The organism is Morganella sp. Je.2.23 (assembly GCF_051129855.1).
Taxonomy (GTDB): Bacteria; Pseudomonadota; Gammaproteobacteria; order Enterobacterales; family Enterobacteriaceae; genus Morganella; species Morganella sibonii.
The window spans coordinates 768,925-790,850 of the sequence record NZ_JBCPSQ010000001.1 but is presented as its reverse complement, the minus strand read 5'-3'; the positions used below and the strand labels follow the sequence as shown (position 1 = coordinate 790,850).

Below are 21,926 nucleotides of genomic sequence, written 5' to 3'. Positions count from 1 at the left end.
CATAATAAATCAGGAATACCCGCGCATGATATCCATCAGCGCGGCTTTGTTTTATTCCTCTGAGTCTCCGGCCTGCTCTGCTGCTTCCTGCGCTTCACGCTCTGCCTGCTCACGTTCCATTTGTTCGGCCAGTTCACGCTATTTCACATTCCACACAGAGCCCTGCGGCATTTCCACACGCACATCGAGTCGGGTGGATTCCGGCAGATCACATAGCGCAACATCCTGACAGAATACAGTCACGGACCACGCCGGTAACCACCGGCGCAGTTTACCCTGAGCTTTCTCCGGTTCCGCTATCTGAATGATGCGGAACTGCGTTTGAAGGCCATCACAACCCCTTCCCTCAGAACCACATGTGCCCTGCCTTTATGCCTGACTCCCACTTCAATTTCTATTTTCACATTCTTTCGTCCACGAGGAATAACCGCATGAGCTGATCCCATAACACTCAGTCCTGACCACTGAGAAGTTGCCTGCTGACCAACTCCATCCACACGTATACTGAATCGCAGTTCTCCCGATACCGGACGCGGATTGCGGCCGAAATTATCTTCAATAATGGCAGTTATCGAAGGAAGTACTAACGTCATATCATAAAGCATTCCCCCTGCGTAAGTAATTACAGACGTTGCCGTAGTCCAGCCTCCCCCGCCACCATGTGTATTTTGTGCGGATGCCTGCGGGTACGAAGCGGCAACCGCAACATCCCCGACCAGTCTCTCCGCATATATCGTCCCCGTAAAACGACCGTCCACACCGTCCAGGGTCCCTCTGAACACTCCATTGTTAAATTCTGCATTTCCGGTCTGCGCATTCAGAAAATACCCGTTCCGGCCTGTTTCATAATTCACTGATCTGATGTGGTTACCGACCAGTAACTTATCAATCGTTGCCTGGCTGATTAGCGCATCGTTAAAAAATGCCTGCCCGTTCTGAATGACAAAAGGGGTTACTACTTTCCCGTTCAGTGACGATATCACTGCAAAATTTTGAGCATTAACAAGAAACTGACTGTTTCCCTGAGCATTAAACCCCAGTCCGATACCTGTAATGACCTTATTCCCTTTGCTGTCCTGCTGGACTTTCATTGTCCACGATGCAGAAATCCTGCCGTTTAAGTCAGTAAGAACCTTTGACGTTTGTTCAATTTTTGCCGAATCCGCCCCGACCTGACTTTCCAGACGTGTCACCTGCTGAGCAGTTGATGTGACCCTTCCTGAAACCTCTGTCACACTCGTTTCAAGCCGGTTCACCGCGTTTGCTGTGGCATTAAACCGCTGTTCACCGGACACCGGTATTTCACCGGCAACAAAACCTTTTGGTGTAACAGATTGCCCGTTACCTGTGTAAGTATCAGTGACAATCCGGTGACTGACACTTTTATGCCTGGTCAGCTGATATTTTGCGCCTCCGCGTAAATACACATATTCCACTGAGCTGTGAGTCAACTGCGCAGGGCCCATGACAGGAGACTGATTTGTCCATCGCCAGTCAACATTATCAATAATACGGTTTTCAGACTGAGTCCCCCATCCTGAACCGCTCACCTGCCACTCAACAATCATGGCAAAGCCCCCGGAGCCGTGAGTTGCATAACCGGGTTTGTTATCTCCGTATTGCCCCAGCGTACGAAATACCCTGAAGTGATAGCGACGGGAGGTAGTCAGAGGGAGAATAACCGGGTAATAAGTACTTTCATCTAATGCTGACAGATCCAGATCAACAACAACTGACTCTGATAAATCGGCCTTTACTTTGTCTAATTTGCTGGATAACGTTTGCACCCGAGAAGTTGCTGACGTCACTTTGCCATCAATATCAGATACGCGCGTATTTAATTCATTTACCGAGTTACTATCCGCTTTCCCTTTAAGATTTGAATTGAGGATTGAAAGCTCTTGCGTTTGCGCCTGCTGTTTTGACGTGAGCGCTTCTAATGATTTATTAATTACTGAAACATTCCCATTCATCCGGGTTTCCAGTGATTGCCTGGCTTTTGCCTCCGCTTGGTCACCCGTAATACGAGCTTGCTTCTCTGCTGAGATGAGACCAGCAGTTAATTGGGATAAATCATTACCGGTATAATCACCACGAAGTTGTATGGCTAAAGATTGTCGTTGTTGCGCCTCGGTTTTATCCCCCTCAATACGTGATTGTTCCTCTTGTTTAATAGCAGCCACTTGTGCTTCCGTCGCGGTTGAAACCTGATTAAGCCGTTCGGATAATAACTTACCCGTTTCATCCAGTTTCCTTTCACTTTGTTCAATCGCCGTACCTCGTTCTATTTTCTCCGCTAAAATTGCATCGTGGTTAGCTTTAATTTGATTATTTAACGCCATAACAGCTGATTGTTCAGCTTTACTGTTAATCTCACCCAATAAGTCTTGAGCTAATTGGTCTCGCCCAATCTGCCCTGATAATTCATCGAGGATGGCTTCGGTATTATCATCAGCTTGTCCTTTAGCTTCTACAAAATGAGATTTGCCGTACTCATTAAGACTTCTCACATAGAACCAGTAATCATGACCAGGCTTTAGCTGTCCCTTAGTCCATAACTTAGCCCTACCTAAAAACTCAGCCTTTAGCTCTATTTCACTGATATTTTCTATTCTGCTTTCACCGGAAAACCAAAATTCAAACTCAGTATTCAGTGTGTGCGGGGCGCTGATATGTGGTATCAATTTCACCTCAAAGAAGCCTGACTCAACTCTGATAAACGAAGGGGCCGCTGGTGCACCAATAACCATCAGCGCTTTCGACTCGCTTCCCAGCATTCCATTTTTATCTTTGCCGCGTACGCCAACCAGATATTCCCCAGCGGCCAATCCGTTGAAATAATATTCAAGATCAGACGTTTCACCAGTAAAGACAACCTTGTCATCTTTATAAACAGAAACAACGTAAGAAATATTGCGGTTAGCGGTTGCCGTGGCCCACATAACTCTGGCCTGAACCTGAGAGCTGTCATTGATATAAGCTACGGAAAGGCGTTCAATGTTAGGGATTCGAACCGTATTTTGTGCAGTCGGATTACCGGTGAAATTAACACCATCATCAACAATGGGCTCCTTTTTTGGTTCATGGAGAATACAGTTAAACTGATAGTTCCCGTCTTTATCTTCAGTAATAGTCAGTACCCGGAACATTCGCGTAATCAGCGTGTTTTTCGATACAGAAAACACACCGAATTTTTGCAGTCCGGCTGGTTCGCTCTTCAGGATAACAATGTCGCCATCTACTGATGATATTTCTGTTCTGATGAACTTCCCGCTGCCGCCGAGGTAAGCAAAATATCCCTTATCACCAGAAGACCATTTTATAGGTGCATCTGTTTTTACTCTGCTGCCAACAACGTCTAAAACCCGGCCACCGACTTTTGAACCCGCAAATGAATCATCCGCTATTTCAATGATGTCACCCGGAAGACAATTAATACCCTCCCTGAAAGTCGTGAATGTTACACTTTCAGTCTCAAGCTTCTCTGTTTCCAGAATCCATTTACCAACACGATAAGCCTGCCCCCTGCTGGTGCAACCGAAAGCCGTTACTTTCTTAACATTCAGTCCGCCAAATCTTATGATCTGCCCATCATCCTGTATAAACTCCCTCTCTTCCTTCCAGCCGTTATCCGGGTTAATCCATGAAACTTCAACTGCATTATGCCTTGCACTTTTAGCTGTTGATGTATAATTGAATTTCCCGCCGATAACATTTGAGTTTGTGTATGTCCATTCCGGGTCTGCGGGCCTGTCCTGAAAGCAGGTTAACTGCACTCCATCCCATAAAGGCATTCCGCGAAATACGGATGCCAAATCATCAATAACGTCTTTCGCTTTCCGCTGTGAGGTAATATAGGCATTGAAAGTAAATCGTGGCTCTTTGCCGCCAAACCCATCCGAAACCATTTCATCGCAATACCTGGCTATCGCATACAAAGCAAACCGGTCACAACCAAAACGCCCCATCACGGAACCAATCCCGTAACGCTCATTGGTCACCAGATCGTAAAAAATCCATGCGGGATTGTCTGTCCATGCAGGCTTAAACCTCCCCGTCCATATACCGTTATAGCTGCGGGTTTCCGGGTCATAATTATCCGGGACCTGAACAATCAGCCCTTTGATATGATATGTACGTTTAGGCGTGTCACCATACTGAGATTTATCAATGCGCATACCAACCACAGCGGAGTTTGGGTATGAAAATTTAGCATCCGTAATTTCTGTATAGCTGGCCCACACCGTCCCGTTTTTAAGAAGGTCACTTTTACTGTCATCAGTGAGGCGCGATACTCTTATCTGAAACGGCTTTTGCTTTGGCGCGTTAATAATATGTGATTCAAGGTACTGACCACTTATTTTCCCGGGACCTATTGTGATTGTTTTTTCTGTCACCCATCCGCTGCCAGCATTAATCTCGACAAGCATCTGAACAGAAGTGTTTTCCTGGTTGCCTTTGTTGTCCTGTTTTACCAGCGCCGAAACACCTAATGTAAAGCGAATGCGATCGACTTCCTGATCAGATACCGTACGCAATATAGGTGTTTCTTTTTTCACTTCCACGTTTACAGGTATTTCTTTCTCAACAAACGGGAAACCATCGAGCGGAGACTGAGACTGCGTACCCGATCTCCACTGAACTTCGACCCCGCGAATATTCGGATTACCTTGTTTATCGACTATAGGCGTTCCGTTCAGCAGGAATCCCTGCATTCCGCCAACCGGTCCTTCAATAGGACCTTCTGACACCAAATCAATAATGTTCAGAAACTGCTTATTTTTCAGGTTGTCATCAACCAGACTCGGCGTGCTTCCGCCACCACCACCTTTGCCCATTTATACTGTCTCCAACCCCTGTGAAATCACATTTGAGCCAACCACCATCTCTCCATAACAAAGCGGAACGGGATATCCTTGCCCGATTCTGTTGGAAAGTGAGCTGAAATACTGGTTACTTTCTGAATTGCCTTCACTGAAATTTGGTGCGCCCGGTGTTCTTGTCAGCATCGTTGCCACCCCTGCTGCCGCTATCCCGACACCGGCAGCAAACATAGCCGTCGATGTCATCGTTGCCAGAAAACCGCCCGGAATAAAGAATGCCCCGGCAATTAGCGCTGCGCCGCCGATAATGCCAAGGAAGCCACCTGATTTTGCGCCACCTATAACCGGCACTATCGTGATAACATCATTATCATTAAGTGGGGTGTTTAATCCTGCCACTATGCAGTCCTCAGTCATATCATGACCGGCAACGCGTACCCTGAACTGCCCATGGTTTATTTCCCGTTTTAATCCGTCAATCTGATAACACAGACATCTTAACGCCTCACCTGCGCTGCTGACCTCTAATTCAAACCGGCGTCCATATCGGCGTAAATAGCCAGCAAACTGTAGTCTGACCACTGTTTGTGCCTCCATATGCTGTGTGTGAATTTAAACCAGTAGCCACCGTAAACATCCCGCTTACTCAAACGATCAGGGCGATGATGAAGAATCTCCTGATTACCGATATATAGCGCCGCATGACAAGGTTTTGATGTACCCAGGCAGATAAGAATAACGTCGCCATCCTGTACTTCATCAACCTGATAAAAACCCTGTCCGGAAATGTTATCCAGATACAGATTGTCACCGGTGTACCACCAATTATCATGTCGCTCAAAGTTATCAAGACTGATGCCGCACAAATGGTAAGCATCCCGGATAATGCTGTAGCAGTCCTGCACACCGTGATTAAACTCACGCCCCAGCAATCGCGGAACAGGATTAAATTTCAGTAACCGGTCATCACAAACGAGCCACCACGGTAATCCGGTTTTAACCTGCATATCCCTGTCGCCCGCGCTTAAAAATGGCAGTCCAGCCGGATGACTGTGCACGACAGCTTCCACTTCTGCATGACTCTCAGCTCTCAGCCATTCCTCTGAGCTGATTTCAAAATAATTTTCCGGGTCAGGGTGAATATTGGTACACGGGAAATAAATTCCTCCTGAAACCAGCCCACACGACTCCCTCACACCTTCCGTTGTTGCATGTGCGATAATGTTACTTTCAATCATGGGTTAACCTAGTTTGTTGGAGCCGAGAAACCCACCGAACGGCAATACTGAGGAGTGGCGAAGTTTGCAGCCACGGTACTTATGAGAGCACTGATCTTTTGTCGGGTCATTGGTCGGCTGATCCTTTTCGTCTGCGACAGGAGGCCCGTCATACCCGCAATCCTGTCCACGATATCGCCACGGGCATATATCAGCCTGAATAACCCGAGCGGGAATTTGTGCATTATCTGTTTCTGTCGGCAGCGCCAGCACATATGTAACGAAATCTGAGTCTGAATTTTCACGTTGCTCAATGACAAATTTCTGTACAGCCTCACGGGACGGATCTGCCTGATTGTTTCCATCCGGAAAATTTACCGCATCAAGATATTGCTCCATAATCTGCCGTCTGGTAACAATCGCCCCCAGTGCGTCGTCATAATCGTTATTGATTGCAGTCAGCAACCCATCAATGTTGGCGAATGTCATCTTCGGCCTTGCTGACGCTCCCTGCGCTGTCATGCTGAGTCCGGTTACCTGAACCGGATACGGATCATATCGGTTACCCTGCCAAATCACCGGTTTCAACAGGCCGTTCATTCCGTCATGAAAGCGGTATACATTCCCGCCGAAGCGACTTAAATCCACCTCATACAAATCAAGCATTGCTGATTGTTCAATCTGAGTAACCGCAATCCGCATATCTGCCGGAATATCTCTCACGCAACCACCTCCTCAAATACACAATCAATCTGCCAGACAGACTGTTTCCTCGTTACCTGCCAGCTACGGCACACGAATGTCCGCAGGGTTTTGTCATCCCCTGTCAGCCACAGGAATGATTCCACTGCCCCACGCTGACTGAGAAAATTATCTATTTCACGTCCGACAGAAACCGGTTTGATGAATGCCAGGTTATATGTTTTAAGGTGATTATTGATTCCGTCTTTGGCTCTCTGCTCGTAGCCATTGCCGAATTTTGCAACCCTGACCTTCGGTTCATTATTAATTTGGCAAGCATCCTCAGGACGCCATTTAAATTCATCCATTTATCGGTTCCATTAAAAAAGCCACCGTACTGGTGGCTGTTAATAGCGCTGATTACCTTGTATTGCACCGCTTCTGATTTCTGTCATCAGAACGTCATATACAGTACCTTTAACCATCCTGGTTATCATTGTTGCTTCCTTTTCTGTCATGCCATTGGGAGCCTGAACCTGAAAATTGAAGTACATATCCCCCATGCTGACACCACCATCGCCACCCATCTGCCGGTTACTGATTACTTTTCCGCTGTCACCGGGGATCATGTACTGATGACCGTTCGATGCCTTGAATATTTCAGGCTGCCCGTTCTCACCAACGCGATACATTTTGTTAGCGTCAACGGGGCCACCGTTATAACGGGCACCGGCGACAGCCATTGTTTTACTTGCCGCCATGGCTGACATGTAAGACGCTGAACCGGCTGTAACCGCCGCTCCCATCGTTGCAATAGCAGCACTCATTGCCGCTGGAGCCCATGCTGACTGTGCTGCCACGGCCTGAGCAACAGTAGATGCCTGCGCTGCTGTTGACATGGCCTCACCAACAACCATATTTTTAATCTGCTGCATCCCCATCTGAACTAACGCCCCTACAGCCTCATCAACAATGGTTGACGCTACATTACGGAATGCATCATTAAGACTCTGTGCGCCGGTAATAAGCCCTGTCAGTACGTTGGATGAGCGCTGACCGAGAGCATCAAGACCATCTGCGAGAAACTGATTGGCCTGACTCTGATTACGCCAGATTTCCCACTGAGCATTCAGTCTTGCTTCCTCATACTCAGTGTTTGCTGCATTTATCAGCGCAAGACTTTGCTGTGCCGTAATAACTTTCTGATTTTCAAAATTTTTAATCAGTGCCAACTTCTGAGCGTGCTCATTAGCCAGCGCCTGAACAGGATCAACCTGAGCCGCCATTTCCTGGACAGGAGTGACGGCTGATTTCGCATTTATCTCCGCCGTTTTTCTGGCGTGTTCCGCTTTTAACTCAATGCTGCGTTTCTGATACTGCTCCTCGGTGATGAGGTTACCTTTCAGTTGCCGTTCGAGTTGCTCTCCGGCCAGTTTCATATCCTGATCAACTTTTGCCTGAGGGTTTTGCTCAAATGCCTCTTTGCGGTCTTTTATCTTCTGAGTGAGGTCGTATTCCTTACCGGCAAGTTCAGTTATTTCTGCTATCTGTGCTGCATTAGCCTTTGACCCAAGCTTCTGCACTGCCTCAAGGATTGCCGCCTCTCTGGATAGGCCTTTTGTTTCCAACTCTGTAACCTTCGTCGCATTAGCCAGGTCAGTTATCTTCTGTTTGAGTTTTTTCGCTTCTGTTGCTTCTTTTTTTGCTTCGGATACCGCCTCCCTTGATATTTTAATACCGGTTTTTTTGGCTTCGCTTGCCTCGCCAGCTTTAGCAGCTAATTCAGCAAGTTTTTCAGCTTCCTGCTCTGATATCCCTTTATCTTCAACATAATACTTGACCTGTAATTGACGTCTTACTACGTCATCCTTCGCTCCAGCCATTTCAATTTCACGTTCAAGCGTCTTTTTCATGTCAGCGCCAGCATCTGACCATTCAACTTTCAGGCTTGCTGAATTGAACTTTTGTTTTGCTTTTGTGGCTCCGTCAAGGTCAAGTCCGTAAGCGCGAAGTGCTGCTCCGGCATTAGGTAGCAAAGTACTCGCCTCTCGCTTTAGCAGCTCCTCGCCCTGCAACAATTCCCCGTTTAGCTTCGCTTGCGCTGCACTGATAAAATTCACAGTCTTGCTTCTGTCATTTTGCACGCGCTCAAGATTGGCTTCTGCTTTTGCTAATTTTCTGGATATTATTTCGAGGTTCTCCTGGGTACTGCCAAAGTGTAATACCCCATCAGAATATGCTTTGTATGCTGTTTTGAGATTTTTAACCTCCTGCTCTGCAGAGCGCTGAGCATCCGTCAGAACTTCGAGCTCGTCCCTGGCATCTGCTATTTTTGCTGCCAGTTCGGTGCGAGACATTTTATCCATGCTGGCACGCAATTCATTTAGTGAATCAGCAAACTCTTGTGCTGATCTTTTTGCTTCTTCAGCTTTTTGGAAAAAATAATACACAGCGGCTCCGGCCAACATCGCAGCACCAACCGGTCCACCAATCAAGGATAGAGCTTTGCTTGCCAACCCACTTGCAACGTTAAGTCTGTTCTGTGCCGCAGCGAGACTATTTGTGGCCGCGGTTTCCTGCTGTGTTAATCCTGTTATTACTGCTGAGTTTACTGCCAATTCACGGCGAATTCTGGTTCTCTGCGCTTCAGTAGTGGCTGCCGCCAACTGCGCACCCAGCGACTGCTGAACTGTCACAGCCAAAGTCTTCTCAGCTGCAATTCTGTTGATTGTTGCCGTGGCGGCTTCGATCTCAACTCTGACCGCTTGTTTTGTCGCCGCCATACCGGCAAGTGTCTCTTTAACTTTCTTTGCCTGAGCGGTAGCTGATAGCGTAAGAGCTCCAACATATCTAGACCCCATGACACCGGCTGCAATAAGCAATACGTTAGCCAGTGATTCCAGATTGTTGCTGGCAGATACGGTAGCGTCGTTGAAGATGTTTATAAATGTCTTAACAGTGGTGTTTTCGCCAAAAAATTTAGTAATATTATTGCTGGCGATCTGAAGAGACTGCGACATTGTTTGTGTTGTATTCGCAAACTCCTTCTCAATAGCTGGTCCCATTTCACGGAATGCTTTTAACAGTACATCCGTGGTTAATTTGCCTTCTGCGGCCATCGCTCTCAGCTTGCCGATGCTGACACCCAGTGAATCCGCAAGTCCTTTCATCAGTGCCGGAGCCTGTTCACTCATTGAGTTAAATTCCTGCCCGCGCAGTACACCAGATGCCAGTGCCTGTGATAACTGGACAAGTGCACCTTCTGATTCTGCTGCTGTGGCACCTGAAACGGTCATTGCCTTTGAGATAGTGGTGGTTATCTGCCCTAACTCTTCGCCGCTGAGCCCGGCACTGCGCATCGCTCTTTCCAGTCGTGAATACAGCGTTGCGATACCGTCAAGGCTTGAACGACTGTTCTGAGCAATATCAAACACGCGCTGATTCACCACCGCCAGCGTCTCTCCGGTCTTTATGGAGTTGACGAGTTTGTTATTCAGCACCGTCCAAGCTTCCGCGTAGCTGGTAACGGCTGACACAGACAAGTAAGCAGTCAGAGATGCGGCAACCCGTGACAAGGCAGCCATTGACCGCTCTGTACCATTGACGGAGGTCGTTGTGCGGTTAAATCCGCCCTCCATATTTCTCAGTCGCTGATCCAGTTGACGCTGTGATGTCAGCAACTGAGCAACATCCATCTGCACCTGATATACGATTTCGCCTACTTGTGCCATTTACCGGCTCCTTAAAATGAAAAACCCCGCCGGTTGGCAGGGTTTGCGTCATAACTTAGTAAATCTACATTTTCCAGCCGCAAGCGACTGATATCTCACTCGCAACCTTATCGATTCCATTTAAATTAAACTCAGCGATCACTTGTGATTTTCCGTATGGACTATAGCCAATTATCAATTCTTTCTTGCCGCTAATGCTTTTAATGAAAGCCAATGATTTTGGCGCAAAGGCTGCATCGCCACCCTCGCCCATACTCCAAGAGGATTTGATAGGTTTACCACCATCGATTCTTGTCGTTATTGGTGTGCCATAACCGCTTCCAAGATAATTATCTACAGACAAAAAAGCCTCTGTTTTGTTATTCGCGCACCTTAAAAATAAGGTTCCACTACCACTTGATGGGCTAAGCATGGCATAAACATCTGTTTTATCAGTCAGTTTGTTAGTTTCTTTTTTTATAAACCAGTTTCCTTCATCGCGGTAATCGCCTTCCGCAACTGCGACCAATGGCACAGTACTCAGTAAAATACTGATCAATAGCTTCTTCACATCCCCACCCTCAATAATCAATTATAATTCAACATGCAAGCATGCGGTGGAGACAAAAAATAAGCCCCTTCCGGGGCTTTATGATTATTCCTGCTGAAAAGAGAACTCCCGACTCCAACCCAATTCTTTTACTATTTGAGTTATAACTAAAGTACTTGTTAGCAACAGATCAACATCTCTCTGCTCGTCATATTCTACCCCACCTGGGATATTACCTAACTCCTTCCCCCCATGAAACAGGTTATTTCTTACTGCTTTTATGGCAAATATTACCTGCTCCAAGTAGTCACTGCCGTCCTCATTAACTGTATAACCACCATGACTCCAGCTTATGATTTTTTTACCATCAACAACTGAAATAACTTGTTTTCCTGGGGATAAATTTAAAAGATCCGCACCGGATGGAACCGCTTTCTCATTCAATCTTTCTTTATTTTTTTTAATAAATTTTTTCCATGAAGATCCTGCGTTACCATAGCTATCCAATTTGCAATAAAACTTGTGCTTTTTCAGTAAAAACTCAAGTCTTGAAAATGCATAAAAAAAATCAAAAATAATATTTTTTTGTCTGTCATTATATGTTCAGTAAGCACGCCTACCCTCTTTGTCGTTTTCCGTTGTGTCAGTAGAGTATACATGTATAACTGCCTCAATTAAGAGGCGGCGTGTGATCTGAATTACAAGGCCGTCCATGGCCTGTGGGTTATGCAGTGAATGTTTTACTGATTCGATCTCTCATCTGAACAAATCCACCGATACTATCAATCGCCCATGATAATTCGGAAACAAAGTGCCTCAGCGAGGCAATTTCAGCCTCTGCTGCCGTAACATCATAACCACTGGCTTTCAGTTTGCTGAAAATTTCTCGACTCGGGCTTCTGGTTTCAACCAGCACCGAACTGGTTATTCTCAGTTGCCCTTGTTTGTAAAAGCACATATCAACATACGGGAAATTATCCGGATACCAGGTAAGTGGATAATTGATATCCAGCTTCGGCTCAAGCTGCGCCTTCTGCTGCGAAAGATACTCACCTTCCAGCGCGTCCAAATACGAGATCGCTAGCGGAATTTGCTCAGGCAGCAATTCGTTAATGTGCTGTACACCGAACTCAGCGTGAACGTGCTTCCAGATGTCAGGGTAGATATTACCAACACCGTGAGCGATAAGCCGCTCGGCTGTCTGGCGTAACGGGATGAGTTCTTTCGCAGTGGACTGGCGGAAGTTTGGTTTTTTCTTCACCTCGCCGGTAGTCCAGTACTCATACAGAACATCGTCGCACTCTTCCTGATAGCGGATTACTTTGTCACGGATTTCAGGTTTAACTTTGTTTGGGCTGATGGTGTGTAACCAACCAGCAAGTTTGCGCAGAGCCAAGCAGAGCATATTGCGCTCTTTACCGTCTGCGGCAACTATCACGATTTCCGTGATGGTTGATTTGAACCGCTGTTTTACCTTCTCAAACTGCGATTGCCATGTTAATCCCATACCTTCAACGATTGGCTTCATTGGCACATACGGCTGACCGTTGTAATTGACGACATACAGATTGTCGCCGTGGAAAGGTACGTTGATTGTTGATATACTTGTCATGCTAGTTACCTCGAAGTTTCTGGCAAACCAAAGGCTCTTACTGTTCACGCAGTGGAGCCTTTACCTTTATTTGGCATCTACAAAACCTTCCTTCTTTAAAAAATCCATCACAATTCTGTGAACTTCATTATTTAAAGACCTTCCGTTTTTCTCAGCCCATTGCTTAACTGCGTTGACGTCCTTTTCAGGCCATCTGAAATTAAGCTGTGGTAGTTTTCTTGCTCCTTTCATTCTCACCTCACAATGAACCACCGTGGTTCACTTGAGAATGTACTATCACCGTTATAGACTGTCAAGAAAAATTAAGGTGATTAAATGAGCAGAGAATACCCGCAGTTTAAACTGAGGATGCCGCCAGAAATGCGGGATAAGCTAAAGCAACGTGCAGCCATAAATGGACGCTCTGTTAACTCTGAGCTTCTGCAAATCATTGAGGATGCATTGAGTCAACCATCTCCAGTATCAGGTTACCGAAATGACGCTGAGCGTATGGCAGACCAACAGGCGGAAGCGCTGAAAAGATCAGTGTTCGACACGTTGGTTAAGCTGTATGGGGATAAAAAATGACTTACGACCGATTCAATCCTGAATGGCAGCAAAGCATTCTACTGGCGTTTTATCACCTTAAAAACGGGCATGTCACCAGCGAAGAGTGGCAAGAACTGTGCGCCCCATACAATACGTACAAAGATTTCTATGACAACATTATCTACCTGTCCAGAAGCGACCTGTTGGATATATCCGAATGCCCGAGGTCTAATGCCGCAGATTCGCACGCTATGAATATGCCAATAGTGTTAGAACCAAGCTGGATAAGCATTACAAACAAAGGGATTGATTTCTTACGTGCAGACGGTGGACTTGGTGCGATTCTAAACGTCAATGTCATAAAGCTTCACGATGACACTCTGGAAGCATTAACTTCCTATATTGACAGGCTTAACGTCAGTGATGCAGAAAAAAGCGTATTAAAAACAGAACTGAAAAAATTGCCAGTAGATGGCCTGCGTCATGTAATGACAAAAGCCATAGATACTGCGCTTACGAATCCCGGCGAGATACTGAGAGTAATATCTGCCGCTCTTGGTCAGGGCTGATCTCCAATCGCTGATGCGTAAATGTGAATCGCCAGTGACGGGTAAAACGAATCACTGCTGCTGTATGGCTGCGTGTTATTTAGCACCGGCTGTTCACCTGATTTCTGTGTGTAATGCCTCACTTCACCATTGCAGAACTCTGTTATCAGGAATGAGCCATGAACAACCTCGTCAATGTATACAAGCTTAAAACGTTGCTTTTTCTGATGATGGTCTTTCACATCATCCTGTTTCAAATAGATATCTAATTGGTTCATAATTCACCAGAATACCGGTTAACTTAATGATAAGGATGTGAGATGTCTGAATATGTAGCACCAACATTTAAAGGTGAGGCGTATCATTGCCCGCACTGTAATGCGTATTCACATATGTTATGGGGAGACTTAACCAGTAACAGAGCAAAAGGCTATCCAAAAGTGATTAGTTACATATGCGCTACTTGCTCGCACTGCAACAAAGAAAACATCTGGCGTGTAACGCAAGCAGTGTCATCGTCAGACTCTGCTCGTTCATTTTTAAGCAGAAGCCAAGATGGATATATGATATATCCTGACACAACGATTGCACCAGCCCCATCTGACGATATGCCAGATGATATTAAAAAAGACTATCTTGAGGCCGCAAGCATCTACCAAAAGTCTCCGCGTGGCGCTGTAGCCCTTCTCCGCTTAGGGTTACAGAAACTTTGCGTGCATCTCGGTGGAGAAGGTAAAAATATCAATGCTGATTTAGCTAAATTAGCTGAAGATGAACTGGTATCGAAAAAACTAATCAGATCCGCCGATATCATTCGTATTGTTGGCAACAATGCGGTTCATCCAGGTACTATTAGTGATGATGATTTTGAGGATGTATCTTTTAAGCTTTTCGCACTCATCAACATGATTGTCCAGCAAGGTATCACCGAACCGAAAGAAATTGACAATATGTTCTGGTCGATGCCAGAAGGCCCACGGCAGGCAGCAGAAAACAGAGATAAGCCGAAACAGAAATAATATTACTCTCGTGCCATCCTTCTGCTCACCAACCGACGCGTACCCTTAATCAGATCATCATTACGGGCATCATCGGCCTTGGTGATAGCCTCATACTCATCTGCTGTGAAGCCTTTCTCATCCGGATATTTCGCTTTCAGCATCATCACAAACTCAGTCATCGTGAGTTGCTCCGCTTCATTGCGGGTGATGTTGAAATGCACACGGGCGGCACTGATGTAATCGACGGCGCGGAACTCGTCGGAGTATTCGTCTTTACCTTCGTTGCGCTGGAGTTTGCGCACCTTAGCTTTACCGATAATGCCGTGGGTCATCAGCTCGCGCGCCAGCAGGATGATATCGCGATAATGCATAGCTCCGCGCCGGTACACCATGCCGGATTTGCCAACCCGCCATTCACCGATAACCTCAGAACAGTCATCGTTACAACATGCCTGCATCACGTCCATTGCTGTCGATAAAATGCTGCGCCCGTAAACCGGTTTATTTAACAGTGCAATCAGCCATTCAGGAACCACTCCGTAAGCGTCTACAGCAGACGCTATAATTTGTTGTACCTCTGCGCCATTTAATTGCGTAAACGCACCCACAATCTCTTTAGGCTCACCGATTCGCGTCATGGCATCCAGCGACGGGCGGAACAGGTAATCATTTTCGGCAGTGGATATCACCATCTCGCCGTATTCTAAACGCGGTGTCATATATCCTCCTGAACATTATCAAGGGCACCCGGAGATACCCTTTGTAATATTTAGGCCGCAGTGACTGTAACGACACATTTCGCCGTCTTACTGCCATCTTCCGATGTGACTGTAATATTCGCGGTACCAGCCGCGACACCGGTGACAGTGACAACATTCAGTAGCTTACTGACGGTAGCGAAGTTAGGCTTATCGCTGACCACTTCGTAATTTTTGTTTGTCGCGTCAACCGGATTAAATCCGACCGTGAATGTTGCAGTTTCACCGGCTTTCACAGTCAGTGTCGCGGGGCTGGCTGCGATACTCTGAACCACGATTTCTTCCTGCAGCCATTCAAAGCTGTCAGCGTCTGCGACTTTCAGTTCACCGGAATACGTGGAGATTTCTTTGGTCGGGAACTCCATAGACCATGATGTGAAGTTCATGTAACCCTGAATCACATCACTACCATCGCCTTTCATGTCGAGCTGCACCCAATATGACGGCTGACGGCTGGCCTTGACTTCAGCAAGGATTTCTTTGGCGATATCAAAAGCAGTCGTGGAACCATCAGCACCTTTGCGCTTCAGTTCACCATCAAACTTAATGGTTAAATCCAGACCGGTCACGATGGCCTCAGTCAGGCCTTTCGTGTCATCAGCCTTGGATGTAACTGTTTCAGTTCCGTAATCCACGCTTTTGCTGGTCAGTGCGCCGAGACGCAGAAACGCGGACTGTTCAGGAGCCGTACCGGGGCAACCGGGCGCGATGCGGAGAATTCCCGCATTACCCATCACCAGGCCTTTATCATCAGGGCATTGTGCCATGTTGTAACCTCTTTATTTGCAAATAAAAAAGGCCGCCGAAGCGACCTGTTTGAAGTGTGTTTGTTTATGATGTGCAGCGGAAGGTCAGGGGAATCCAATACCTCCCCTCTGCCGTCTGAACCGGATTCACGAACCCGGATGTATTGATGATGAAATTAAGACCATGAGACTGAGCATGGCACCTGACATAATCAAGTATTGCATAGGCTCTCTGAGCGACGAATTCAACCCAGCCCTTGCCAGAAATTAACGACACTGTGAAAAAATCGTCACCACCAAGATCATTGATTCTTCCGGTTCCATCCCGCTGCTGAAAAACCATGTACGCATCCAGGTCGTGCCCACCGGATTCTGACCATTCATAGTCCTGAATGATAAAACCGTCAGACAGCCCTGACTCAGAAAAATAACGCTTAACCTGCTCAATGGTGGTCATATGCGCATTTCCTCCGTGACAGCCTGGTCAATCATCTGCTGTGTTTCCTCAAAGCCTTTAGTGAGGAATTCTTTCTTCGCTGTCGGTCTGCGGAAGCTCTGCTTCACATTCGGGTCGTGAACAAAAACGGCATAGGATGCTGAGTAACCTACATGCCCGGTAAACAACGTTCCTTTCACCTCCACATCACGGAACTGAGAGTTGATCAGTGTCTTTGTATCAATCGGTGTGTATACCGCAGCCTGTCTGCCGCCGATATCCAGCGCACGATGCATGGCCCTGCTGACTTTCTTTGACGTGATATTACCGACCAGCGCATTAAGGTCAGCAACAGCACGGTTAATACCGATTACTTTTGCTCCCATGTCACACCGCCGTTGTTAGAGTGTAGTCATCTTTGCCGCCGTTAATATCGCGGTCACGGTCAACAGCTTTGATTCTGCTGGCTCCGGCCACGAACGGATCTTGTCCGTCATGCTTGCCGATAGCGATGTAATCATCCTGTGTGGCTTCGCTGTATTCCGTCCAGATGACATTTTTGATGACAATTTCAGTGCCTACCGTTTTTGTTCCGTCACTCATCCTGCTTCCGTAGTCACACCGGATATGAATGGGCTCTGAAAATTTCGGCTTGCCGTAACTGTCTTTGCCTTCAATCTTCCAGATAGTTGCCCATCCCTTGCAGAACCGGCGAAGGATTTTACCCATATCACCCCCGGTTCACGTCAAACTGAATAATGCTGACCGGCCGGTCAATAGGCAGGTTATCTGTGCATCCGGCGGTATCCAGTGCGGATAACAATTTCAGCAACGATTTTCTGCCGTCAGCAAAATACTGGTACGAAACTGAAGCACCGGACGGTGCATGTTCTGATGCAATTTTACGGACATCAGCCGCAGACAGGATGAGGATGACGGAATACACCTTGATAAGCGTCATCACCGCATCCGTATACCCTGCCTTATCAAGGCATCCGTCAATGCTGTCCACTACAGATAATGCGGCGGCAACCGCAAAATCAGGAGCCTCAAACCCCATCATTTCCAGTTGCTCACCTATCTGCTCCGGACTGATTTGTACTGCCATATCACCTCCGGATTATTACTGCGATTACTTCGCAGATTTAGCAGCCTTACCGCCTGCATCAGCATCTTTACCGAATGTCACCATAACCCCGGCAGTGTCTTTGATGCTTGCAGCAATTTGTTTCCAGTTATCAGTTGCGGCTACCTGTTCGTTAGTCGGTGACTTGATACTGTCCTTCGCCCACTGATAACCACGCAAACCGATGGTGAAATCATATTCCCCCTGCATCAGAGCCTTAATGTTTTCCTGTCCGAGAACGTCCTGCGCTTTCATGATCAGCGGTGAGGTCTGTACAGCCGCCGCACCGGTAACCAGACCGAGTGAATGCTGCTTATTACCTTCAGACAGAGACGGAATATCAGAAATTACAAAACGACGTCCGAATCCGTCCTGCTTTATGGCCACGTTACCAATCTGGAACAGGTTACTGGAGTTGGTTAGTGTTTCGTCCATAAAGTCATTGAACGTTGCACCGTCCATCAGCCAGGCGATAATACGGGAATACGCATCACCAAACGGGCGGGTGCCTTTGTTTAGCCCGCGCAGTGATGGTGCGCTTCCTGTTGCTGTCAGGTCAGTAACTGCCGCTGCGTTGCCGGAGATTGCCGCTTTCAGTGCCGCACCGGCAGTGTTCAGATAATCCTGAAGCATCGCTTCTGCAGCCTGCGCAGATACTACCGCTGCCGCTTCTGCTACGTCTTTACCCAGGCGCTTCATCATCGTCGGAGTGACAGATACCGGCCCGATACGACCATCGACCTTAATCATCCGGTCGAGAATTTGCCCTAACTCCTGCGGTGTAAGATTACCTGATCCGTATGCATTACGACGCTGTGCCAGACCACCAAGTAACTGCCATGATGTCTGCTCAATGTAATCACCAATATGGTCACCATCACCGAAAACCAGCGCACCGCCGGATGCTTCATTAAACTGCTGTACTGCCTGAGCCACCAGCTCTGTCGCTGCCAGAGATACCTGGTGCTGAAAAATATGCAATGTCATAAATCTTATGCCTCTGTATTTTTTGCAATGATTTCACGTGCGCGATCCACCAATGGATTCACACTTTTGGGTTTATCACTGCCTCCGGCAGGTGATTTGTCTTTGCCTCCGTCACCCCTGGTTCCGGTTGCCTTACTGCCGATAATGACCGGCGCAAATAACTGATTATTTCTGAATTCTTTTTCCAGCTCATCGATAGTCAGAGCTGATAGTTGCCCAGTTGCGTCCACCACGCGGGTTTTACCATCTTCAACGGCAAGGCGTGATTTGATATGCGGCACAATCAGCGCGGCACTGTCACCCGCAAGTTTTGTCGCCAGCGACTGCGCGACGTTATCAACCAAAAGTTTTTGCAGGCTGGCATCTTTTTCCTGTAACTGTGTCAGTAACTCTTTTTCGCGGATGTTGAGTTTTTCAGCCCAGCTCTTTTCCAGTGATTCGATATCACCGTTTTTACGGGCCTGTTCTTCTGCAGCTTTCTTTGCGGCTTCTTCAGCCTGACGGCGCTTTTCCTGTTCTGATTTCTTCTCAGATAACAGTTCATCGACTTTCTTCTGAAGACCGGACACATCCGGGATGTCAGGCATGCCGTCAATCTGGACTTGGTATCCGTCACCGGCTTCTTTGTACATGGCCTTATGCTCTTCAGTCAGCACGTCAAATTCTTCTTTGGTTAATTTCCACTTAAACATCGTCAACCTCTGGTTTTGATGGTGTAGTCACTGACTACAGGTAATAAAAAACCCGCCGGAGCGGGTCATTTGAGTTCGATATCGGCCTTTCTGAAGGCATCGGGTATGATTTTCTGAAGTTCCTTCAGTGTTATTGGTTTGAAGTATTTATCGAGTTGTAATTTTGCGAATCGTTCCGGTGATAACCCGCCCTCACGGAATAACTGTGCCCTGGTCTTACCAAGCACAATGTTCTGCCTGTTCGCTGGCTGGCGGTAAAGCCACTCGTAATAAGTTTCTTCGCCCCATTCAGAATTACCGACCGGCTCTGTGACAAACAAGTCTGCATATTTTTCATCAAGCACCGGGAGCAAGCGACTACGGCAGTTAGGGTGAAGCGGAGGCCTCGGTCCTTTACCAAGCGGATAACGGCGGCCGGACAGAGAACGGCACACTGCCGATGTTTTGTTATCCAGTATTGCACTGAATTCCTCATACTTAATCAGGTCAGAATTCTCTTTATAGAAATCCGTCGCCGCCACACTGTGAGCATGTTGTAATGTCGTTCCGGCAACAGTCTGAAATCCCCTGACCACCCTGCCAACCACTGCCGCTGCGATTATCAGCGGTTCCGCTGAAGTTCCGTTAATCGCTGATTGCAGGTCAGCCACACTCCCGCCTGACGACAACGATATCACCACCTGATTCTCTATCTGCTGCATGGCTGTATCGGCCCACGACTCAATGAATTTGGCGAGAAACAGGGAGCGGTTCCATCCCGTCAGAGAGAGCGGTATGTTTTGCACATCTCTGCGCACCTTGTCAGTATCAGCCGGATTAACGTTTTTTACCAGTGAGTTAAACCCGTGATATTCAGCGTCTGCCATCACAACAGCGGCGTTGATAATGTCATCAAGTAACCTGTCAGAATAACCGGAAAGAACTGGCTTCAGCGTTTTTCTCAGCGCCAGCGCAATTGATTTCGCTCTGCTGACTGAGGAAACACTACCGGAATATCCGGATAATGCAGATGCTACAGCAGCGCGAATATCTGACACCAGTTCACGTGTGTCAGCAGTTGATGATTTGAGCCTTTCCAGCATAATCTGAATCATCAGTGCATTATCAAAAATGAGACCCGGCCGCATATTTTATACTCCCAGCATATTTGTACCTCTGATCAACTCCAGCTCTTCAGCTACATCCTCCGGTTTCTCATCCTGCGGGACAAGGTTCGCCCCCTGCATGTACCGGATAAAATCTACAATCCGCATATTGCCGGACTGCACAGATGCCAGAAGTGCAGTAATTGCTGCCGAATCAAACTGCGCAATCTCGTATGTCTTATTGAGTTCAACAGAAGCTTCTCCAGCTCCGGCAAACTGAATACAGAAAGCCAGCGCACGATTAAAAGCCTGCTCAACATTACCGGCGCTCAACGATAAAACAGAGTTATCCGTCTGTGCTTCATCCAGTGCCTGTGTTGCTGTTCTCGCCGATGAACCTCGCTCAACCAGCTTTGCTCCCAGCATTGCCATCTGCTTTTCCCGGCGCTCTGCCACAATAATCTGCATGGTGCGTTCTTCCGGCTGTGCAAACTTCATATCGCCGCCCTGAGGCAACAACACTCCTTTGCGGGAACCGACTGTGAACCCGCCTGACATGTGGTTTTTCACCCAGTCATCTGTCAGGCCTGACAGCGCAACCATCGGCTGACCGATAGTGTGTGCTGACTCTGCAATATCTGCCTCAATCTGGTAATGCTTTATATTCATATAAGCTATGTCCGCCAGTGGTGGCGCATCAGGAGTATGGTCATTGTTTTTTGACCCAATCCACGACCATGGCAACTCAGAAAGCGGCTTTCCCTGCGCATCAGTGAATTTTATCCACTCGCCAGAGCTGATTTCACTGTCCTTCCGCCACCGCCTTGAGTGTGCCAACCCGTCGATCAGACGTAACTCAATCCAGCGGTCCTGCATTTGCAGTTCAAAATCATCAGACTCAACCGGTTCCTGATATTTCACAACAACTAGTGATGTTTTCCCGCCGGTGACCCGCCAGTTGATAATCTCCTTCGCCGTAAACAACCGGACGTATGGTCTGCCTTTGTCTGCCTCAGTCTGGATACCTGCCCCACTGAAATCACTGAGCAGTCCGGCACGGCCACGCTGCAATACCTGAGACAATGCATCGCGGATCATCTGAGTCAATGGTTGCCCCTGACCATCAATATCAGCTTCAAGACTCTTTGTTCCACCCGATATACTGATTTTTACCGGCTTACTGAATGCAATACCGAGTAATCCGCTTAATGTTCGTCCGGTTGCATTCAGAAACGAAGCACGGAGAAGATATTTTTTGTATCGCTCACCATCATCGTCATCCCGCTTTTTATCTGCGGGGTGCGGCAGGTACTTTTCACCGCGGCTTTTCACTACGCGCTCACCGTCAACGCAGTCCCCGATCATATTCCATTCCGGTAAAAATTCGGTGTATGCCGGATGTTTGTAATCCACGTTTGTATTCATG

24 protein-coding genes are annotated in these 21,926 nt (G+C 47.3%); 3 read left to right on the top strand and 21 right to left on the bottom strand.

All coding sequences use genetic code 11. The features are described 5' to 3' along the window. Positions 1 to 296 precede the first annotated feature (296 nt). The 10 genes from gpJ to AAZR23_RS03725 all read right to left on the bottom strand — a co-directional run bounded on the left by gpJ (position 297) and on the right by AAZR23_RS03725 (position 12,824). Positions 297 to 4,838 carry a TipJ family phage tail tip protein gene (gene gpJ, locus AAZR23_RS03770; RefSeq protein ID WP_434690611.1) on the bottom strand — a complete coding sequence of 1,514 codons (4,542 nt, stop codon included), beginning with the start codon at positions 4,836 to 4,838 and terminating at the stop codon, positions 297 to 299. Further along, complete coding sequence (locus tag AAZR23_RS03765; RefSeq protein ID WP_220458854.1) at positions 4,839 to 5,420, bottom strand: tail assembly protein; 582 nt, start codon at positions 5,418 to 5,420, stop codon at positions 4,839 to 4,841. Further along, positions 5,348 to 6,061, bottom strand: coding sequence for a C40 family peptidase (locus AAZR23_RS03760; RefSeq protein ID WP_036414553.1), 714 nt, complete (start codon positions 6,059 to 6,061; stop codon positions 5,348 to 5,350). Before AAZR23_RS03760 ends, AAZR23_RS03765 begins: the two co-directional genes overlap by 73 nt. Positions 6,062 to 6,064: 3 nt before the next feature. Further along, the gene (locus tag AAZR23_RS03755; RefSeq protein WP_166707618.1) at positions 6,065 to 6,763 is read right to left on the bottom strand and encodes a phage minor tail protein L; all 699 of its coding nucleotides are present in this window, start codon (positions 6,761 to 6,763) and stop codon (positions 6,065 to 6,067) included. Then, on the bottom strand, positions 6,760 to 7,089 hold the full coding sequence (locus AAZR23_RS03750; RefSeq protein WP_048822323.1) for a phage tail protein: 330 nt from the start codon (positions 7,087 to 7,089) through the stop codon (positions 6,760 to 6,762). The genes AAZR23_RS03755 and AAZR23_RS03750 overlap by 4 nt, the downstream gene beginning before the upstream one ends. Before the next feature lie 39 nt (positions 7,090 to 7,128). Beyond that, positions 7,129 to 10,452 carry a tape measure protein gene (locus tag AAZR23_RS03745; RefSeq protein ID WP_434690605.1) on the bottom strand — a complete coding sequence of 1,108 codons (3,324 nt, stop codon included), beginning with the start codon at positions 10,450 to 10,452 and terminating at the stop codon, positions 7,129 to 7,131. Positions 10,453 to 10,516: 64 nt separating this feature from the next. Further along, on the bottom strand, positions 10,517 to 11,002 hold the full coding sequence (locus AAZR23_RS03740; protein ID WP_247717451.1) for a type VI secretion protein: 486 nt from the start codon (positions 11,000 to 11,002) through the stop codon (positions 10,517 to 10,519). Between the two features lie 84 nt (positions 11,003 to 11,086). Continuing rightward, complete coding sequence (locus AAZR23_RS03735) at positions 11,087 to 11,488, bottom strand: hypothetical protein (RefSeq protein ID WP_434690602.1); 402 nt, start codon at positions 11,486 to 11,488, stop codon at positions 11,087 to 11,089. Positions 11,489 to 11,705: 217 nt separating this feature from the next. After that, positions 11,706 to 12,593, bottom strand: a complete 888-nt coding sequence (locus AAZR23_RS03730) for a phage antirepressor N-terminal domain-containing protein (protein WP_434690599.1) — start codon at positions 12,591 to 12,593, stop codon at positions 11,706 to 11,708. Positions 12,594 to 12,659: 66 nt separating this feature from the next. Then, positions 12,660 to 12,824, bottom strand: coding sequence for an Arc family DNA-binding protein (locus tag AAZR23_RS03725; protein ID WP_214182888.1), 165 nt, complete (start codon positions 12,822 to 12,824; stop codon positions 12,660 to 12,662). An 84-nt stretch (positions 12,825 to 12,908) separates the two neighbouring features. Between AAZR23_RS03725 and AAZR23_RS03720 the strand changes: the two genes are divergently transcribed. Together AAZR23_RS03720 and AAZR23_RS03715 are read left to right on the top strand one after the other, a co-directional pair. Next, positions 12,909 to 13,160, top strand: coding sequence for an Arc family DNA-binding protein (locus tag AAZR23_RS03720; protein WP_220730923.1), 252 nt, complete (start codon positions 12,909 to 12,911; stop codon positions 13,158 to 13,160). Continuing rightward, positions 13,157 to 13,690 carry a hypothetical protein gene (locus tag AAZR23_RS03715; RefSeq protein WP_220730922.1) on the top strand — a complete coding sequence of 178 codons (534 nt, stop codon included), beginning with the start codon at positions 13,157 to 13,159 and terminating at the stop codon, positions 13,688 to 13,690. The genes AAZR23_RS03720 and AAZR23_RS03715 overlap by 4 nt, the downstream gene beginning before the upstream one ends. Here AAZR23_RS03715 and AAZR23_RS03710 read toward each other — a convergent pair. Then, entirely contained in the window at positions 13,681 to 13,947 is a 267-nt protein-coding gene (locus tag AAZR23_RS03710; RefSeq protein WP_220730921.1) for a hypothetical protein, read from the bottom strand. The genes AAZR23_RS03715 and AAZR23_RS03710 overlap by 10 nt on opposite strands. A gap of 42 nt (positions 13,948 to 13,989) precedes the next feature. Here AAZR23_RS03710 and AAZR23_RS03705 point away from each other — a divergent pair, with 42 nt between their 5' ends. Further along, positions 13,990 to 14,688, top strand: a complete 699-nt coding sequence (locus tag AAZR23_RS03705) for a DUF4145 domain-containing protein (RefSeq protein WP_220730920.1) — start codon at positions 13,990 to 13,992, stop codon at positions 14,686 to 14,688. A gap of 2 nt (positions 14,689 to 14,690) precedes the next feature. Here AAZR23_RS03705 and AAZR23_RS03700 read toward each other — a convergent pair whose 3' ends face one another. The 10 genes from AAZR23_RS03700 to AAZR23_RS03655 all read right to left on the bottom strand — a co-directional run bounded on the left by AAZR23_RS03700 (position 14,691) and on the right by AAZR23_RS03655 (position 21,925). After that, a complete protein-coding gene (locus tag AAZR23_RS03700; RefSeq protein WP_434690594.1) occupies positions 14,691 to 15,389 on the bottom strand; it encodes a DUF6246 family protein in 699 nt (232 codons plus the stop codon). A gap of 50 nt (positions 15,390 to 15,439) precedes the next feature. Beyond that, positions 15,440 to 16,195, bottom strand: a complete 756-nt coding sequence (locus tag AAZR23_RS03695) for an Ig-like domain-containing protein (protein WP_434690591.1) — start codon at positions 16,193 to 16,195, stop codon at positions 15,440 to 15,442. A 64-nt stretch (positions 16,196 to 16,259) separates the two neighbouring features. Next, on the bottom strand, positions 16,260 to 16,631 hold the full coding sequence (locus AAZR23_RS03690; protein ID WP_434690588.1) for a phage tail termination protein: 372 nt from the start codon (positions 16,629 to 16,631) through the stop codon (positions 16,260 to 16,262). After that, the gene (locus AAZR23_RS03685; RefSeq protein WP_218455445.1) at positions 16,628 to 16,996 is read right to left on the bottom strand and encodes an HK97 gp10 family phage protein; all 369 of its coding nucleotides are present in this window, start codon (positions 16,994 to 16,996) and stop codon (positions 16,628 to 16,630) included. The genes AAZR23_RS03690 and AAZR23_RS03685 overlap by 4 nt, the downstream gene beginning before the upstream one ends. Before the next feature lies 1 nt (position 16,997). Beyond that, complete coding sequence (locus AAZR23_RS03680) at positions 16,998 to 17,339, bottom strand: hypothetical protein (RefSeq protein WP_062772597.1); 342 nt, start codon at positions 17,337 to 17,339, stop codon at positions 16,998 to 17,000. Position 17,340: 1 nt separating this feature from the next. Further along, complete coding sequence (locus AAZR23_RS03675; RefSeq protein ID WP_004242363.1) at positions 17,341 to 17,718, bottom strand: DUF7370 family protein; 378 nt, start codon at positions 17,716 to 17,718, stop codon at positions 17,341 to 17,343. 24 nt (positions 17,719 to 17,742) lie between these two features. After that, positions 17,743 to 18,723, bottom strand: a complete 981-nt coding sequence (locus AAZR23_RS03670) for a major capsid protein (RefSeq protein ID WP_218455444.1) — start codon at positions 18,721 to 18,723, stop codon at positions 17,743 to 17,745. Between the two features lie 5 nt (positions 18,724 to 18,728). After that, the gene (locus AAZR23_RS03665) at positions 18,729 to 19,415 is read right to left on the bottom strand and encodes a hypothetical protein (protein WP_218455443.1); all 687 of its coding nucleotides are present in this window, start codon (positions 19,413 to 19,415) and stop codon (positions 18,729 to 18,731) included. A gap of 65 nt (positions 19,416 to 19,480) precedes the next feature. Then, complete coding sequence (locus AAZR23_RS03660; protein ID WP_434690583.1) at positions 19,481 to 20,542, bottom strand: phage head morphogenesis protein; 1,062 nt, start codon at positions 20,540 to 20,542, stop codon at positions 19,481 to 19,483. A gap of 3 nt (positions 20,543 to 20,545) precedes the next feature. Next, positions 20,546 to 21,925, bottom strand: coding sequence for a DUF4055 domain-containing protein (locus AAZR23_RS03655; RefSeq protein ID WP_434690582.1), 1,380 nt, complete (start codon positions 21,923 to 21,925; stop codon positions 20,546 to 20,548). Position 21,926 lies beyond the last annotated feature (1 nt).